General features: G+C 72.2%; 13 protein-coding genes. 5 read left to right on the plus strand and 8 right to left on the minus strand.

What is annotated here, in order from left to right; genetic code table 11:
- Positions 1 to 27 precede the first annotated feature (27 nt).
- On the minus strand, positions 28 to 1,242 hold the full coding sequence (locus tag EF387_RS34120) for an acetyl-CoA C-acetyltransferase (RefSeq protein ID WP_128379474.1): 1,215 nt from the start codon (positions 1,240 to 1,242) through the stop codon (positions 28 to 30).
- 94 nt (positions 1,243 to 1,336) lie between these two features.
- Positions 1,337 to 2,554, minus strand: a complete 1,218-nt coding sequence (locus EF387_RS34125; RefSeq protein WP_128379502.1) for a CaiB/BaiF CoA transferase family protein — start codon at positions 2,552 to 2,554, stop codon at positions 1,337 to 1,339.
- A 330-nt stretch (positions 2,555 to 2,884) separates the two neighbouring features.
- On the opposite strand from EF387_RS34125, the gene EF387_RS34130 reads away from it, so the two are divergent.
- The gene (locus tag EF387_RS34130; RefSeq protein ID WP_128379475.1) at positions 2,885 to 4,075 is read left to right on the plus strand and encodes a saccharopine dehydrogenase family protein; all 1,191 of its coding nucleotides are present in this window, start codon (positions 2,885 to 2,887) and stop codon (positions 4,073 to 4,075) included.
- Between the two features lie 18 nt (positions 4,076 to 4,093).
- Here EF387_RS34130 and mmpA read toward each other — a convergent pair whose 3' ends face one another.
- The 3 genes from mmpA to EF387_RS34140 all read right to left on the minus strand — a co-directional run bounded on the left by mmpA (position 4,094) and on the right by EF387_RS34140 (position 5,866).
- Positions 4,094 to 4,231 carry a morphogenic membrane protein MmpA gene (mmpA, locus tag EF387_RS47605; protein WP_202918389.1) on the minus strand — a complete coding sequence of 46 codons (138 nt, stop codon included), beginning with the start codon at positions 4,229 to 4,231 and terminating at the stop codon, positions 4,094 to 4,096.
- A gap of 447 nt (positions 4,232 to 4,678) precedes the next feature.
- Entirely contained in the window at positions 4,679 to 5,374 is a 696-nt protein-coding gene (locus EF387_RS34135; RefSeq protein ID WP_128380465.1) for an endonuclease V, read from the minus strand.
- 168 nt (positions 5,375 to 5,542) lie between these two features.
- Positions 5,543 to 5,866 carry a plasmid stabilization protein gene (locus EF387_RS34140; RefSeq protein ID WP_128380466.1) on the minus strand — a complete coding sequence of 108 codons (324 nt, stop codon included), beginning with the start codon at positions 5,864 to 5,866 and terminating at the stop codon, positions 5,543 to 5,545.
- 290 nt (positions 5,867 to 6,156) lie between these two features.
- Between EF387_RS34140 and ssgD the strand changes: the two genes are divergently transcribed.
- The gene (gene ssgD, locus EF387_RS34145) at positions 6,157 to 6,573 is read left to right on the plus strand and encodes a spore wall synthesis regulator SsgD (RefSeq protein WP_128380467.1); all 417 of its coding nucleotides are present in this window, start codon (positions 6,157 to 6,159) and stop codon (positions 6,571 to 6,573) included.
- A gap of 155 nt (positions 6,574 to 6,728) precedes the next feature.
- On the opposite strand, the gene EF387_RS34150 is transcribed toward ssgD, so the two are convergent.
- Complete coding sequence (locus EF387_RS34150; protein ID WP_128380468.1) at positions 6,729 to 7,409, minus strand: GOLPH3/VPS74 family protein; 681 nt, start codon at positions 7,407 to 7,409, stop codon at positions 6,729 to 6,731.
- A gap of 365 nt (positions 7,410 to 7,774) precedes the next feature.
- Between EF387_RS34150 and EF387_RS34155 the strand changes: the two genes are divergently transcribed.
- The 3 genes from EF387_RS34155 to EF387_RS34165 all read left to right on the plus strand — a co-directional run bounded on the left by EF387_RS34155 (position 7,775) and on the right by EF387_RS34165 (position 11,651).
- Entirely contained in the window at positions 7,775 to 9,463 is a 1,689-nt protein-coding gene (locus tag EF387_RS34155) for an ABC-F family ATP-binding cassette domain-containing protein (RefSeq protein ID WP_128380469.1), read from the plus strand.
- A 240-nt stretch (positions 9,464 to 9,703) separates the two neighbouring features.
- Positions 9,704 to 10,480 (plus strand): dimethylargininase, encoded by a 777-nt coding sequence (gene ddaH, locus EF387_RS34160; protein WP_128380470.1) that lies wholly within the window; start codon positions 9,704 to 9,706, stop codon positions 10,478 to 10,480.
- 193 nt (positions 10,481 to 10,673) lie between these two features.
- A complete protein-coding gene (locus EF387_RS34165) occupies positions 10,674 to 11,651 on the plus strand; it encodes an acyl-ACP desaturase (RefSeq protein WP_128380471.1) in 978 nt (325 codons plus the stop codon).
- 154 nt (positions 11,652 to 11,805) lie between these two features.
- Here EF387_RS34165 and EF387_RS34170 read toward each other — a convergent pair whose 3' ends face one another.
- Together EF387_RS34170 and EF387_RS34175 are read right to left on the minus strand one after the other, a co-directional pair.
- Positions 11,806 to 15,153 (minus strand): hypothetical protein, encoded by a 3,348-nt coding sequence (locus EF387_RS34170; RefSeq protein ID WP_128380472.1) that lies wholly within the window; start codon positions 15,151 to 15,153, stop codon positions 11,806 to 11,808.
- A 733-nt stretch (positions 15,154 to 15,886) separates the two neighbouring features.
- On the minus strand, positions 15,887 to 16,135 hold the full coding sequence (locus tag EF387_RS34175) for a WhiB family transcriptional regulator (protein ID WP_202918447.1): 249 nt from the start codon (positions 16,133 to 16,135) through the stop codon (positions 15,887 to 15,889).
- Positions 16,136 to 16,427: the final 292 nt, after the last annotated feature.

Raw genomic sequence — 16,427 nt, forward strand, 5'->3', positions numbered from 1 at the left:
GCTGCTTCTCCGTAGGGGACGGGACGTTCAGAGGCGTTCGACGACGGTGGCGATGCCCATGCCGCCGCCGACGCAGAGGGTGGCGAGTCCGTAGCGCTTGTCCTGCCGCTCGAGTTCGTCGATCAGCGAGCCCAGGATCATCGCGCCGGTGGCGCCCAGCGGGTGGCCGAGGGCGATCGCCCCGCCGTTGACGTTGACCTTGTCCAGGGTGAGGCCCATGTCCTTCACGAAGCGCAGCACGACCGCGGCGAACGCCTCGTTGATCTCGACGAGGTCGATGTCGTCGATGGTCAGCCCGGCCTTGGCGAGCGCCTTGCGGGTGGCGGGTGCCGGGCCGGTGAGCATGATGGTGGGCTCGGAGCCGGAGACCGCGGCGGAGACGATCCGCGCGCGGGGCCTGAGGCCGTGGCGCTCGCCGACCTCCTTGGAGCCGATGGCGACGAGGGAGGCGCCGTCGACGATGCCGGAGGAGTTGCCCGCGTGGTGGACGTGGTCGATCTTCTCCACCCAGTGGTACGTCTGCAGCGCCACCGCGTCGAACCCGCCGAGTTCGCCGATGTCCGCGAACGACGGCTTCAGCTTGGCCAGCGAATCGGCCGTGGTGCCCGGCCGCATGTGCTCGTCGTGGTCCAGGATCACCAGCCCGCTGCGGTCCTTCACGGGGACCACGGACCGATCGAACCGGCCCTCCTTCCAGGCCGTCGCGGCTCGCTCCTGGGACAGCGCCGCGTATTCGTCGACGTCGCGCCGGGAGAATCCCTCGATCGTGGCGATCAGGTCGGCGCCGATGCCCTGGGGGACGAAGTTGGTGGCGATGTTGGTCATCGGGTCGGCGAACCAGGCACCGCCGTCGGAGGCCATCGGCACCCTGGACATCGACTCCACGCCGCCCGCGAGCACCAGGTCCTCCCAGCCCGAACGGACCTTGACGGCGGCCATGTTGACCGCTTCCAGGCCGGAGGCACAGAAGCGGTTCTCCTGGACGCCGGCCACCGTGTCGGGGAGGCCGGCGGCGATGGCGGCGATCCGGGCGATGTCGGAGCCCTGGTCGCCGACCGGGCCGACGACACCGAGCACGACGTCGTCGATCGCGGCCGGGTCGAGGCCCGGGAAGCGGGCCCGCATCTCGTGGATGAGCCCGACGACCAGGTCGATGGGCTTGGTGCCGTGCAGGGCGCCGTTCGCCTTGCCGCGTCCGCGCGGGGTGCGGATCGCGTCGTACACGTACGCTTCGGTGCTCACGGGTGAAGAGCCTTTCCGTTGTGCCGCGGCCGGGGCCGTGCGGGGTGGAGGGGCGGAGGGACCGGGGCGACTCGGGCGGCCGCCGAAGGCCCGGTCATCGTCCGGAGCCGCCGGTGCCGCCGGTGCCGCCGGTGGGATCGACGGCCGTCCCGGACCTGTCAGGTGGACCGGCCCCGTCGCGAGGGAGCGTCGGCTCGGCCGTCAGGTCCGGTATGTCCCAGTCCCGGGCCACCTCCGCCGCGTCGGCGCCGGGTTGTGCGGGGCCGCCGCGTACGGACGTGTGGGTGACCGAGAAGCGCGGGGCCGGAGCGGGCTGGGTGATGCCGCCGTGGTCGGTGAAGGTGCCGCGGGCGGCCAGATGCGGGTGGTGGGGCGCCTCGCGCAGTGAGAGCACGGGCGCCACGCAGGCGTCGGAGCCCTCGAAGACGGCCGCCCACTCGTCCCGGGTGCGGGTCTTGAAGCGGGCCGCGACCGTCTCACGCAGTTCCGCCCAGCGGGACCTGTCCTTGCGGGCCGGGGCCTCCTCCTCGATGCCGAAGATTCTCACGAACTCCTCGTAGAACTGCTGCTCGAGGGCGCCCACCGCCATGTACCGGCCGTCGGCGGTCTCGTACGTGCCGTAGAACGGGCAGCCGCCGTCGAGGAGATTGGCCCCGCGCCGGTCCTGCCAGCCGCCGGCCGCGAGCATGCCGTGGATCATCGAGGACAGGTGCGCGGTGCCGTCGACGATCGCGGCGTCCACCACCTGTCCGGTGCCCGTGGCGCGCGCGTGGTGCAGCGCGGCGAGTACGCCGACGACCAGGTAGAGGGAGCCGCCTGCGTAGTCCCCGACGAGGTTCGCCGGGACCGCGGGTGGCTGGTCCGGGCTGCCGATCATGCCGAGGGTGCCGGTGAGGGCGATGTACGCGATGTCGTGCCCGGCGCGGTGGGCCAGCGGGCCCTCCTGGCCCCAGCCGGTCATCCGCCCGTACACCAGCTTCGGGTTGCGGGCGAGACACACCTCGGGGCCCACCCCGAGACGCTCGGCGACGCCCGGCCGGTAGCCCTCGATGAGGACGTCGGCCCGTTCGGCCAGCCGGAGTACGCGGTCCGGCCCGTCCGCGGACTTCAGGTCGATCAGGACCGAGCGCTTGTTGCGGTTGGTGATGTCGTACTCGGGGTCGACGACCAGGCCCGGGACACCCGGCCGGTCCACGCGGACCACGTCGGCGCCCAGGTCGGCGAGGAGCATGGCCGCGAACGGGCCGGGGCCGATGCCGGCCAGCTCGACCACGCGGACCCCGCTGAGCGGTCCGTGCCCTGCCACTGTCATCCAGCCCCCAGCGCTGTCGAACACCAGATGCGACACCGGCGACGCCAAGAACACCTTCCAGTCCTCACAAGCTCTCAGCAAGCAAGCGCTCAGTCAAGTGCGGGGTGCCTTCTTGATCGCCTGCTCCCCACGCTAGCCTCAGCCACCGACAACGGCGCGGGACGGACGGCGGTCGGTGGACGGCAGACGGACCGAAGGCGGTCGACGGACGGCCGGACGACGGCCGGCAGACGGACGGAAGCCGGCGGTTGGACGGACGGTCGGCAGACTGGCGGAGGTCGGCGGCAGGCGGCCGGAAGACGCAGACCTGGCAGACGACAAAGGGGTGGTATGGGCAGGCGGAACGACACCGAGCGCACGTACGACATCGTGCTCTTCGGAGCCACGGGATTCGTCGGCGAACTCACCGCGGAGTACCTCGCCCGGCATGCGCCGGACGGGCTGCGCTGGGCGGTCGCGGGGCGCGACGCAGGCAAGCTGGAGCGGCTGAGGAACCGGCTGGCGGAGATCGACCCGGCGTGCGCGACCCTGGGTCTGCTGCGCGCCGACGCGGGCGACGCGGAGTCGATGCGCGAACTGGCCGGGCACGCGCGCGTGGTGGCCACCACCGTCGGCCCGTACGTGCACCACGGCGAGGAACTGGTCGCCGCCTGCGCGGAGGCGGGGACCGACTACGTGGACCTGACCGGAGAGCCGGAGTTCGTCGACCTGATGTACGTGCGGTACGACGCACGCGCGCGTGAGACCGGAGCACGGCTGGTGCACGCCTGCGGCTTCGACTCCGTTCCGCACGACCTGGGGGCGTACTTCACGGTCCGGCAGCTCCCCGAGGGAGTGCCCCTCACCGTGGAGGGATTCGTGCGAGTCCAGGGGATGTTCTCCGGCGGGACGTTCGCCTCCGCGCTCAACCAGTTCTCGCGCGGTCCGCAGATGGCGGCCGCGGGGCGGGAGCGCAGAAGGCACGAGCCGCGACTGCTGGGGCGGCGTGCCTCCGCCGGACCCGGTGTGCCGCGGTTCGCCAAGGAGGTGGGTGCGTGGGTGGTGCCGCTGCCCACCATCGACCCGCAGATCGTGGCTCGCTCGGCCCGCGCTCTCGACCGGTACGGGCCCGACTTCCGCTACCGCCACTACGCGGCCGTCAAACGGCTGCCGTTCGTCCTCGGCGGGGTGGCCTTCGCGGGTACGGTCTTCGCCGCGGCCCAGTTGCCGGCAACCCGGCGCCTGCTCTCCAACCGGCTCAAGCCTGGTGAGGGGCCGGACGCGGCCAAGCGCGCCAAGAGCTGGTTCACGGTGCGATTCGTGGGTGAGGGCGGTGGCCGCAGGGTCTTCACGGAGGTCACGGGCGGCGACCCCGGGTACGGCGAGACGGCCAAGATGCTCGCCGAGTCCGCGTTGTCCCTGGCCTTCGACGACCTTCCGGCACGGGCCGGTCAGCTCACGACGGCGGTCGCCATGGGCGACGCGCTGATCGAACGGCTGCGCCGGGCGGGGATCACCTTCCGGGTCGTGGCCGGGGCCTGAGGGTCAGGCGAAAGACCGTCACCCGAAGACCGTGTAGAGCATCCCGCCTATCCAGGCGAACCCGGCGAGCACGCCGAGCACGAGGCCGATCATGACGGCGCGCTCGACGGGCGGGGCGGTGTCGGCGGCGGTCCTGGGGGCACGGTGTGTCGTCATACGTCACAGCCTGCCGACCACCGCCGGGGCCTGGCATCCGTACAGGTACTCAGATTCGGTACTCAGGGGGCTCGCTACCGGGAGGGGACTCGGTACCGGCAAGACGGACTCGGTGCCGGCGAAGCGGACTCGGTACCGGCAAGACGGACTCGGTACCGGCGAAGCGGACTCGGTACCGGCAAGACGGACTCGGTACCGGCGAAGCGGACTCGGTACCGGCAAGACGGACTCGGTACCGGGGAGGCGGACTCGGTACCGGCAAGACGGACTCGGTACCGGCGAAGCGGACTCGGTACCGGCAAGACGGACTCGGTACCGGGGAGGCGGACTCGGTACCGGCAAGACGGACTCGGTACCGGGGAGGCGGACTCGGTACCGGCAAGACGGACTCGGTACCGGGGAGGCGGACTCGGTACCGGCAAGACGGACTCGGTGCCGGGGAGGCGGTCAGGCCGTCGCCTCGCGCAGCGCCCTGCGGCACAGCGCGTCCGCGCGCCGGGTCGACTCGGGCAGCCGGTAGCCGGAGGTGAGGCGCAGCGTGTGCGCACAGGCGACGTCGAGGTTCACCCGGTGCCCGACGGAGACGAACACCGGCTTGACGCCGTCCCGGGTGCGCAGCGCCCGGCCCACCTCCTCGGTGCCCGCCAGCAGGGGCGTGCCGGAACCGCGGGCGGCGCCCGGTTCCTCGTACGAGAAGATGAAGGGGTTCTTGGCGACGCCGATGGTGGGCCATCCGGTGAGGACGCCGAGGTGGCTGGCGAGGCCGAAGCGGCGCGGGTGGGCGATGCCGTAGCCGTCGCAGACCACCAGGCCCGGGTCACAGGGCAGTTCACCGAGGGCCGCCAGGACGGTCGGGATCTCCCGGAAGGCAAGCAGGCCGGGAACGTACGGGAAGGAGATCCGGCCGACCTTCGTGGCCTCGGCGAGCACATCGAGGGTGGCCGCGTCGAGCACGACGGCCGCCGCGGCGACCACGTCACGCTCGTCGTCGTACGCCACGTCCACGCCGGTCACCCGGCCGGTCCCGGGCGGCGGGCCCGGCTCGTCCAGCACGACCCGCCCGCGCAGCGCGTCCTGCACGGCACGGGCCTCGTCCTCGGTGGCGGGCCAGTCGACGGGAATGCGTCCGGGTACGGTCGTCATCGTGGGACGACCGTACCCGGTCGGCGTTGCTCCGCGGACGTCTTCGCCTGGCGCCCGGGCCCGCCCGCGCCCGGCGTCCCCGGTCAGGGTGGTGGTCCCGCCCCCTCCGCAGCTGCCCGTCCCGGAGGTTCCGCGGGAACACCGCGGCCGGTAGGCGTACATGGCCGGTCAGCGCCGCAGGGCTCGTTCGAGTTCCTGCTTGTTCATCTTCGAACGGCCCTCGATGTTGCGGTTCTTGGCCTCCTCGTACAGCTGGTCGTAGGTGCGTCCCTGGGAGCCCTTGCCGGATCGCAGACCGCCGCGGCGGCCGGACGAGATGTCCTGGGTCGAGGTGCGGCTCGCCGTCTTGGACTCGCCCTTCCGGGCGCGTTCCTTGTTCACGGTCCGGGCGGCGATCTCCTTGGCGCGCTCGCTGCTCTCACCGCGTTCCCGCGCGCTCTCCTTGATGTGTTCGTACTGCCGTTCCCGCTTGGGGCTCGATCCGCGTGGCATGGCCGCGCTCCTTCGTCCGTTGCTGGTAGCGCCCCTCTCCCAGCCAAGCACGGCCCGCGCGCGGGTGCACGGTCAGCGCACGGGCGGCGCGGGAAGGTGACTCACTCCCCTGGTTGCGTCCAGATGACCTTGTTTCACGCCTTGGGGTGAGAGCTGTCACCTCGGGGATTGGACTCGGTGACAGAGGTCACTCGGAATTCGTGTACACGGATTGAGTCGTTCCGACGTCTCTTCCAATACCCGGTCTCTTCTGCCCGGAGCCCGATCAGCCGTCACGAGGGAGCAAGGCGTTGTCCACCGTCATCGAGCAGCCCGTTGAGGCCCGTCTCGTCGCCGCCGCGCCGCGGATGCCGAGCATTCCCGCGACGCTCCAGTACGACCGGCGTGATCCGTTCGCCGTCCGTATGACCTTCCCGGCCCCGGCCACCCTGGAGGGCGTCGAGGTCTGCTGGACCTTCGCCCGGGAGTTGCTCAGCGCCGGTATGGACGTGCCGATGGGACAGGGCGACGTACGGGTGCGCCCGTACGGGTACGACCGCACCGTGCTGGAGTTCCACGCCCCCGAGGGCACCGCCGTGGTGCACGTCCGCGCGGGCGAGCTCCGGCACTTTCTGCAGCGCACGGCTGACCTCGTGCCGGTGGGGACGGAGCACCTCCAGATCGACCTGGACCGCGACCTGGCTGAGCTGATGCGGGACGCATGCTGAGTCGTCCCCTGCCCGCCGCCGGTTCGTCCCGCTCCCCGTAGTCCCACCCTTCGGCCGGCGAATCGCGGGTCCGCCGCGCCCAACAGCTCCCGTTCGGCGCGGCGGACCAGGGCGTGCGCGACGGCGGCCTTCCGGGCGGAGGGGCCGAAAGTGCCTCAGGACCCCGTTGTCGTGCTGGTGATGGACGACGTCGTGACGGCGACGATCACCGCCGAGCGCACCTCCTGGATCACCCGCTTCAGGGCCGGAGCCGCAGCCCCGCCGCGCTCGCTGAGCTGGTCGATCCGCTCCTTGTGGCGCTTGCGCTCCTTGGCCGGGACGAGCGTGCGCAGCTCCGCCGCCGCGGCGAGGGCGACGAGGACCGCGTCCCGGTCGGAGACCTCCGCGACCGGCACCGGCCCCTCCAGCACCAGCCGCGCCTGCTTCCTCAGCTCGTCCACGACGGCCGGACGCTGCACCTCGTACTCCACCGACGGGAACAGTCCGAGGACCCGTTTCTTCTCCGCCCGCACATAACCGCTCGCGGCCAGCTGCGCCCGCACGGCGTCCAGGGTGACCCGGGCCCGAAGCGTCACCCAGGTCTTCCACCTGCGTGGCCGGGACTCCCGCACGAGTTCGAGCAGTCCGTCGAGGGCGAGATCACCGGTGCGGGCGTCGGGGTCGACCGGTTCGGCGATGCCGTCGTCGTCGACGAGGAGTCCGCGCTGGGCCAGTTCGGTCAGGGCACCGGCCCGCACCAGGTGGTGGATGTGGGCGGCGCCGGTGACCTTGCCGCTGCCGGTGTCCCACGACAGCAGGTAAAGACGGGCGGGGAGCGAGAGCGGGTCTCCTGGCACCTGGCCTCCTGATCGCGGTCGGGCACGGTCACGTTAATGCGTTGACAGCCTTTCCGGGCCCCTCCTACGGTGTACGAGGTCCTGTTGCCGTCGATTGGAGAAGGACGTTGCTCTACTGAGGTCCTGAGACACCGCTTCCCGCAGTCGTGCCGTTCATGGCAGCTGCGCGCGTGTCGGCGACCTCGGTTCTCGAGCCGTCCCTCCCGGTGCTTCCCGGTACCTTCCGTGCCTCTCGGCGCCATCCGGTTCTGCCGGTGCCTTCCGGCTCCTTCGGTGCCTTCCGGATCAGGGTCCTCAGCCTTCCTCGCCCCTCGCGGTGTCTCTCACGAGTTGCCCTTGCCCACTCCGAGCAACCGCGAGGCCCCATGTCATCCACATCCTCTTCGTCTTCCTCGTCCTCTTCGTCGTCCTGGCCGCCTTCGTCGCCTTCTTCCACGTCCATCGCAGTCACCTCCCTGTCCTTCGCCTGGCCGGACGGCACCGTCGTCTTCGACGGGTTGCAGGTCGCCTTCGGCTCCGGCAGGACCGGGCTCGTCGGCGTCAACGGGTCGGGCAAATCCACCCTGTTAAGGCTCGTCGCCGGGGAACTCACCCCCTCCGACGGCACCGTCCGGGTGGCGGGCGAGATCGGGTACCTGCCGCAGAACGTCACGCTCGACACCACGCTGCGGGTCGACCAGGTGCTCGGCATCGACGCCGCGCGGGCGGCGCTGCACGCCATCGAGTCGGGCGACACCGCCGAGGAACACTTCACGGCGATCGGCGACGACTGGGACGTGGAGGAGCGCGCGCTGGCCACCCTCGGCCAGCTCGGGCTCGGCCACATCGGCCTCGACCGCACCATCGGCGAGGTCTCGGGCGGCGAGTCGGTGCTGCTGCGGCTGGCCGCACTGCTGCTGAGCCGGCCCGACGTCCTGCTGCTGGACGAGCCCACCAACAACCTGGACCTGTACGCGCGGCGGCGGCTGTACCAGGCCGTGTCGTCGTGGTCGGGCGTCCTGGTGGTGGTCAGCCACGACCGTGAACTGCTGGACCTGGTCGACCAGATCGCCGACCTGCACTCCGGGGAGGTGACCTGGTACGGCGGCAACTTCTCCGCCTACGAGGAGGCGCTCGCCGTCGAGCAGGAGGCGGCGACGCGCATGGTGCGGGTCGCGGAGGCCGATCTGAAGAAGCAGAAACGCGAACTGATGGACGCCCAGGTCAAGTTGGCCCGCCGCAAGCGGTACGGGCAGAAGATGTGGGACAGCAAGCGCGAACCGAAGATCGTCATGGGGGCGCGCAAACGCGCGGCCCAGGAGTCCGCGGGCAAGCACCGGATCATGCACGAGGAGAAGCTCGCCGAGGCCAGGGAGCGGCTCGACGAGGCGGTGGACGCGGTGCGTGACGACGACGAGATCCGGATCGACCTGCCGTACACGGCGGTGCCGCCCGGGCGGAACGTCCTCACCCTGAGCGCGCTGGAACTCCGTTACGGGGCACGCGTGGGTGGCGAGTTCGATCTGCGCGGCCCGGAACGAATCGCGCTGGTCGGGCGCAACGGTGCGGGCAAGACCACACTGCTGCGGACGATCGCGGGAGAGCTGCGGCCGGTGTCCGGTGAGGCGATCGCGCACGTCCCGCTGCGCTTCCTGCCGCAGCGACTCGACGTTCTCGACGACGAGCTGACGGTCGCCGAGAACGTGGCACGGTTCGCGCCGGGCGCCACCAACAACCGGGTCCGGGCCCGGTTGGCGCGCTTCCTCTTCCGGGGGGCACGGGCCGACCAGCGGGCGGCGACCCTGTCCGGTGGCGAACGCTTCCGGGCCGCGCTCGCGGCGCTCATGCTGGCCGAGCCGGCACCGCAGCTGCTCATGCTCGACGAGCCGACGAACAACCTCGACATGGCGAGCGTGCGACAGCTCACCTCCGCCCTGGAGTCGTACGAGGGCGCGCTGATCGTGGCCAGCCACGACCTGCGGTTCCTGGAGTCCATCGGAATCACCCGGTGGCTGATGCTGGACGGGGAACTGAAGGAGACCACGACGGAGGCCGTCGGGTATCCCGAAGACTAGTGCCGCGGCAGGCAACGTTTGCCCGTCAAGGAGCGGCGTCATGGGCGTCCCCCGGCTCGAAGAGCTTGGGGGACTGCCGGCCGGAAGTCCTTGTACTGGATGTACTTGGGCTTTCGACCGGTGCGGCGTCTCCTCGGTGACCTGCGCCAAGAGGCGGCCTGGGGGCTTTTGCGTCGTCGGGGGTGCGCTGCATGATGCAGCCACGCCCTACGACACCCCGCCCGAGACGGAGCCCGACACGTGCCCAGCAAGAAGGCCCTCATCCGCCGCCCCGGCCCCCGTCTGGCCGAGGGCCTCGTCACCCACATCGCCCGCGAACCGGTCGACGTCGAACTCGCCGGGGAGCAGTGGGAGGCGTATGCCGAGGCGCTGGCCGCCCACGGCTGGGAGACCGTGGAGGTCGAGCCTGCCGACGACTGCCCGGACTCCGTGTTCGTCGAGGACACGGTGGTGATGTTCCGCAACGTCGCCCTCATCACCCGGCCGGGGGCCGCCTCCCGCCGCGACGAGATCTCCGGCGTCGAGCAGGCCGTCGCCCGCCTCGGCTGCTCGGTCAACTGGGTGTGGGAGCCGGGCACCCTGGACGGCGGTGACGTGCTGAAGATCGGCGACACGCTGTACGTGGGCCGCGGCGGCCGGACCAACGCCGCTGGGGTGCAGCAGCTGCGCCAGACCTTCGAACCGCTGGGTGCCCGGGTCGTCGCCGTGCCCGTGAGCAAGGTGCTGCACCTGAAGTCGGCGGTCACGGCGCTGCCGGACGGCACCGTCATCGGGCACGAGCCGATGGTGGACACCCCGTCGCTGTTCCCGCGCTTCCTGAACGTCCCCGAGGAGTCCGGTGCGCATGTCGTCCTGCTCGGCGGGGGCAAGCTGCTGATGGCGGCCAGTGCGCCGAAGACGGCCGAGTTCCTCGCGGACCTCGGGCACGAACCCGTACTGGTCGACATCAGTGAGTTCGAGAAGCTCGAGGGCTGTGTGACGTGCCTCTCGGTGCGGCTGCGGGAACTGTACGGCTGAACGGGCGGCTCGCTCGCTCGTTCGGCCCGCCACCTGGGCGTCTGTAGGCTGACGGGGTACGGAGGGACGTAGCTTCGAACTCGCTGATCAGCGCTCCTTATGGCGCGCTTAACCTACGGATTCGTAACCTACGGATTCGTAGCCTACGATTCCGTAAGTTGCGAATCGAATTCTTCGTCCCCCAGGAGCCCCAGTGACGATCACCTCCGCCCACCTCGGCAGCCCGTCGAACACCTGGACCGACGCCCGGCTGCTGTACGCGCTGGAGGAAGTTGTCGAGAAAGAACTGAATCGCCATCTGCAGGTGGCGAAGGACTGGATGCCGCACGAGTACGTGCCCTGGGGCGACGGCCGCAACTTCCCCGCCTTCTTCGAGGACGGCGAGGCCTGGGACAAGGAGCAGTCCAAGGTCACCGAGCTCGGCCGGATCGCGCTCGTCGTCAACCTCCTCACCGAGGACAACCTGCCCAGCTACCACCACGAGATCGCCACGCTCTTCGGCCGCGACGGCGCCTGGGGGACCTGGGTGCACCGCTGGACGGCCGAGGAGGGCCGGCACGGCATCGTCATGCGTGACTACCTGCTCGCCTCCCGGGCCGTCGACCCGGACAAGCTGGAGCAGTTCCGCATGGCCCACATGAGCGAGGGCTTCGAGTCCGACAACCGGCACTCGATGCTGCACTCGGTCGCGTACGTCGCCTTCCAGGAACTGGCCACCCGGGTGTCGCACCGCAACACCGGCCACCAGTCCGGCGACCCGGTCTGCGACCGGATGCTGGCGCGCATCGCGACCGACGAGAACCTGCACATGGTCTTCTACCGGAACCTACTGAAGGCCGCGTTCGAGCTCGCGCCCGACCTGACGATGCAGGCCGTGCGCGATGTGATCGTCAACTTCCGGATGCCCGGGCACGGCATGCCCGGTTTCGAGCGGGCCGCCGCGCAGATGGCGATCGGCGAGGTCTACAACATGCGCATCCACCACGACGACGTGCTCCAGCCGGTGCTGCGGTTCCTGAAGGTCATGGACATCGACGGGCTGGGCACCGACGGGCAGCGCGCCCAGGAGGAGCTGGGTCTGTTCATGGGCGGACTGGATGCCGAGGCCGCGAAGTTCGACGAGAAGCTCGCCGCGCGCAAGGCGCGGATGGCCGCCCGCGCCGCGTCGTAACCGGGCGGAGCCCTTCGGGGTCCTTGCCCCGCAGGCCGGTCCGACCGGATGGGGCCGGGGGTCGGCCCTCCGCGCCCCGGCGGCTCCCGCCGCCGGGACAGCCGTGTGCAGCGGGGCCCCGCGAGCCGTCCGCCGAGTCCCGACCCCGTCGTGTTCACTCGAACGCCGTCGTCCGGGCCAGCGCGGCATCCCTGACGTCGGGTGCCCGGTGGCGGCGCAGGGACCGGAGTTGTTCACGCCAGGGTGCCGACCAGCCGGTGCGTTGGCCGAGAGCGTCGGTGAGGGCCGCCGCGAGCAGGCCCTCCGCGAAGCCGCCGTGCTCGGTGAGACGGTGCACGGTCGGCAGCAGGGCGTCGGGGTCCCCTTGGCGGGTCTGCCGCTGCATCCGCGCGCTCAGCGCCCGCGCGATCGAACCCGTCAGTGCGGGCCGTCCGTCGGTGAGGACGGCGAGCCGGTCCAGTGCGGTATCCACCGCGTGCGGCTCGGAGTCGAGGTCGAGGTGGCCTGCGAGCAAGGCGGCGGCCTGCGGTACGAACGCGTCGTAGCGCGCGAGCACCTCACCCGCGGCGAGCGCGGCGGCCCGGACGGGACCCGGGGCGCTCCAGGCCCGAAGGCCCAGCAGTTCGACGAGGTGTTCGACGCGGCGGCGGGCCGGGCGGTCCCGCCGCTCCTCGGCGTCGGGTCCCTCCTCCGCCTCCGCCAGTTCCGTCAGCGCCTGCTCCAGGCCCCGCACCCCGTGCGCCGCCCCGACGGCGGCCGTCACCAGACCGTCGGCCGCGGCCCGCCAGGTCTCGCGGTTCGTCAGGTCCGTGGTCGCCCCGGCGAGCACCAGCGGGGCGTCCGGGGACCACGGGGTCCAGTCGGCCAGGGCCTCGAAGGCGAGCGTCGCGGTCTGTGGGTCGTCGGTGTCGGACGCCTCCCGCACGAGACGGGCGTAGCGCTCGCGGTACGGCTCCGCCAGGTCGAGCGGCTGGGTACGCAGCACCGCCGTGCGCAGCACCGGTTCGCCGCGGGCCGCGTCGCGCAGCAGTGTCCAGGCCCGGTCGTCGGCGAGCAGGGCGCCCGCGGCGGTGACACAGGCGGCGCGGACGTCCCGGTGCGCGTCGGCGTACACCTCGGCTAGCAGTTCCGCGGCCTGCGGCACGGGCAGGCGCGCCGCGGCCAGCCGGGCGGCCTCCTTACGGCCGGTGACCTTGGCGCCCGGCGCGAGCAACACCTCCCGCAACTGCCCCGCCAGCACCGACGGCGGCACGTGCAGGGACGCATGGGTGGCCGCGTACACCGCGACCCGGGCGCGATCGCCACCGGCGTGCGCGAGCAGCTCCGGCACGACGTCACCGGGCCGGTCGATGCGGGCGAGCGCGACGAGGGCCGCCTCGGCGAGCACCACGTTCGGCGCGTCGGCCCACCTGCGGATCAGTTCCGGGCCGCCGGACGGTACGACGGCGGCGCGCGCGATCGCCGTGGCGCGGGTGTGGTCCGGCAGCCCGGCGTCGGCGGCGGTCTCGGTCAGCTGCCGCAGCACGGCCCGCTGCTGGCGGGGAGCCCAGCGCCGTACGTACCCGTCGACGGGCACGTACCAGGGGCTGCCCTTGGTGAGGAACCGGCCGTACGGCGGGGTGTCGGCGAGCAGCACGTCGAGCAGGTCGGTGCGGCGCCGGGTGACGGTGGCGCACACCGCGGAGAGCGCCCCGGCGGAGGCGTCCTGGGCGAGGATGCGGGCGACACGTTCGTCCCGGGTGGCGGGCGGCTCCAGCCAGAGCTCCACCGCGCGGTGCACGGTGGTGTCGTTGCCGTAGCGGATCGCCTGCCACAGCAGTTCCTGTAGCTCCGCCATGCCCGCGGCACGCCGTCCGACGGCCCGGGCGAGCGCGAACGTCAGACTGTAGTCGGCCTTTTCGGCGCCGGCCTCGATCCACGGCCGCAGCGCCTCGTACACCTGGTGCTCCTGGCCGCGGCGCAGGGTCCGGTCGAGCCGGCCGAGGTCGGCGCCGCCGGTACTGCCGGAGATCCGGACCAGGGTGCGCAGCGCCCAGTTGACCAACTCCCGGCTCCTGCCCGCCGCGTGCTCGCGCAGCACGGACAACGCGAGCCGGCTGAGCTCCTGTCGGGTCCACGGCGACGAGTCCCGCGCCTCGACGGCGTCGGCGGCTATCCGGTCCAGGTGCGGCTCGGCGTCCTCGGTGAACAGGGCGGGGTGGGTGTCGGCGAGCGCGTGCAGGGCGGGCGCACGCACCGGGTCCTGTTCGTTGCGCAGCCGCGCCATGTCCTCCAACACCGCGGTGACGGCGTCCGGTCGACCGGAGCGCGCGGCGTTGCGGATCAGCAGTGGCCAGGCCTCGGCCCGGTCGTCGGCGAGCGGGCGGCGGGTCGCTTCGACGAGCCGGTCGCGCACCTCGGTGACGGGCAGGAAGGACTCGGCTAGCAGGACGGTGCTCCACAGCGATCCGCGCTCGCGGGCCGCGTCGGCCATCCGGCGGGCCTCCTCGGCGACGCAACTGCGCGGCAGTGCTTCGAGGATGACGGAGTCGACGTCCGTGTGGGCATCGCCGCGGCCTTGGATCGACGCCGTGTAGAAGGCGTGCCGCTCCGCGGGCGGCAACGCTTTGACGAATTGCGCGAGATGATCGCTCCGCTCGGCCAGCATCCCGCCCAGCGGGGCGAGTTCCGCGGCGCCGGAGCGGACGAGCCTGCGCAGTGCCGTGGGGCGCGGGAACCAGCGCCCCAGGTCGTAGACGCCGTCGAGCATCATCCGGAGCACCTGGGCGGGCGCCACGTTCGCGAACGTCCCCAGGTGCGGCACCAGTTCGTGCGGCAGCTCGGTCGGCCCTCGGCGTTCCACCAGTTCCAGTACGCGGAGGGGATCAGCATGCACGGTCACCTCGACGGCCCGCGCGTACCGCCGCCACCAGGTCTCGCGCAACGACTCGGGCAGCCCGGTCAACTCCCCTTCGACCACGTCGAGCAGGGCCCCGGGGTGCCGCTTGCCGAGGGGCTGCCAGCCCCGTACGGCGTGGAACAGCTCCGGAAGCAGCCGGGCCACGGTCAGCGAGGAACAGCCCGGCAGCAGCCGGGCCGCCTGCGTGTCGCCCCAGTCGGCGCGCACTGTGTCGACGAGCCGGTCCGCGAGTGCCTTGCGTCGTCCGCGGGCGACGGCCTCCAGCAGGTCCCGGCGTACGGCTTCGGACGCGTCGACGAGCGCTGACGCATAGACGTCGTCGGGTACCTGGAGGCTGTCGGCGACACGCAGTGCGTGCCTGCGTACGAACGAGTCGGGATCGGCGATGTGCCCTGCGATCCAGTCGGTGTCACGGCCGGCCGCCGCCGCGACGACGGCGATTCCGCGTTCAGAGGGGCCCCGCACGTCGAGTTCGTCCAGGACCGGCCGCAGCTCGGTGGATTCCCGCGCCCAGGAGACGAGTTCGCGCATGCGCCGGCTGTAGGGAAGCGGATCGAGGGCGTTGAGCAGAGCCTCGGCCTGTTGCTGGGGGGTGCTGAGCATGAGGGGGATTGTGCCTGCCGGGGCCGGGGCGCCGTACCGATTTTCCCGATGCCCGCCACCGACGACGGCGGTGTGCAGCGGGGGGTGTGCGGCTGGCGGCGTGCTGCGGGAGGGGTCCGGCGGGCGCCCGGACCCGGGGAGCCCGGACCGGGCGTGCTGCGGAGGCGCCCGGCGGGCACCCGCACATGCGGCGCCTGGGACCTGCGCGGGCGGACCCTGCGGCGGCGAGCCCTGCGCGGGCGGCCTGTCGCGGAAGGTGCCCGGCAGGCGCCCGGCCCCGTTGGGCCCCCGAACCAGGCGGGCGTGCTGCGGAGTCGCCCGGCGAGCGCCCGGATCTGCGGCGCCCGGACCTCTGCGGCGGGCGGGCCCTGCGCGGCGAGCCCTGCGCGGGCGGCCTGTCGCGGAAGGTGCCCGGCAGGCGCCCGGCCCCGTTGGGCCCCCGAACCAGGCGGGCGTGCTGCGGAGTCGCCCGGCGACCACCAGCACCTACGGCGCCCGGACCGGCCGCGGGAGGGCCCTGCGTGGGCGGACCCTGCAGCGGGGCGGCGTGTCGCGGAAGGTGCCGGGCGGTGGGCACCCAGACCTGCGGCGCCCGGATCTGCGCCGCCTGGACCCTGCAGCGCCCGGACCCTGCGGCGGGCGGACCCCGCAGTGGGCGGCGTGTTGTGGGGCATGCGCGGTCTGCGGTGCTCCGGGATGTACGGCGGAGTGGGCGCCCCCCGTGGGCACCCACTCAGCTGTCGCCGGCGCGCCGCAGGCCGAGCCGCTCCTTCTCGGAGAGGCCGCCCCAGACGCCGAACCTTTCGTCATTGCGTAGCGCGTACTCGAGACACTCGGCCCGGATCTCGCACAAGCCGCAGATCCGCTTGGCCTCCCGCACCGAGCTCCCCGGTTCGGGAAAGAAGAAGTCGCTTCCGGTCTGCGCGCACAGTGCCTGCTCCTGCCAGGCGATGCCGGGCGCGGTGATGCTGTCCTTGTGCATGTCGGAGATCGTGCCGCGCACCGAAAAACAAGGAATCAACGACCGATAAGCGCAGCGTTTACCCGCCGTCCGACCGCTTCTCCCCGGTGGACCGGGGTTCACACCGTCCCGGGCGCCGCCGTGCGGGGTGACGATGACGGGTCGCCATGATGGACCCACGCACCGTACTCGCGCACGACGGCGCGCCAGAGGCGCTTGCTCACCGGCCGCCTCAGCGGCCCTGAGGGGCCCTGAGCGGCCGGGCGCCCGCGGCTCCCCCACGGCCGGCGCCCGGAGGCCCTCCGGAGGGCCT

The organism is Streptomyces cavernae (genome assembly GCF_004023625.1).
GTDB classification, from domain to species: Bacteria; Actinomycetota; Actinomycetes; order Streptomycetales; family Streptomycetaceae; genus Streptomyces; species Streptomyces cavernae.

Bases quoted from the DNA above. Each gene is read 5' to 3' on its own strand.
- EF387_RS34125 (WP_128379502.1), bottom strand. From the start codon at position 2,554: ATGACAGTGGCAGGGCACGGACCGCTCAGCGGGGTCCGCGTGGTCGAG.
- EF387_RS34130 (WP_128379475.1), top strand. From the start codon at position 2,885: ATGGGCAGGCGGAACGACACCGAGCGCACGTACGACATCGTGCTCTTC.
- mmpA (WP_202918389.1), bottom strand. From the start codon at position 4,231: ATGACGACACACCGTGCCCCCAGGACCGCCGCCGACACCGCCCCGCCC.
- EF387_RS34135 (WP_128380465.1), bottom strand. From the start codon at position 5,374: ATGACGACCGTACCCGGACGCATTCCCGTCGACTGGCCCGCCACCGAG.
- EF387_RS34140 (WP_128380466.1), bottom strand. From the start codon at position 5,866: ATGCCACGCGGATCGAGCCCCAAGCGGGAACGGCAGTACGAACACATC.
- EF387_RS34155 (WP_128380469.1), top strand. From the start codon at position 7,775: ATGTCATCCACATCCTCTTCGTCTTCCTCGTCCTCTTCGTCGTCCTGG.
- EF387_RS34170 (WP_128380472.1), bottom strand. From the start codon at position 15,153: ATGCTCAGCACCCCCCAGCAACAGGCCGAGGCTCTGCTCAACGCCCTC.
- EF387_RS34175 (WP_202918447.1), bottom strand. From the start codon at position 16,135: ATGCACAAGGACAGCATCACCGCGCCCGGCATCGCCTGGCAGGAGCAG.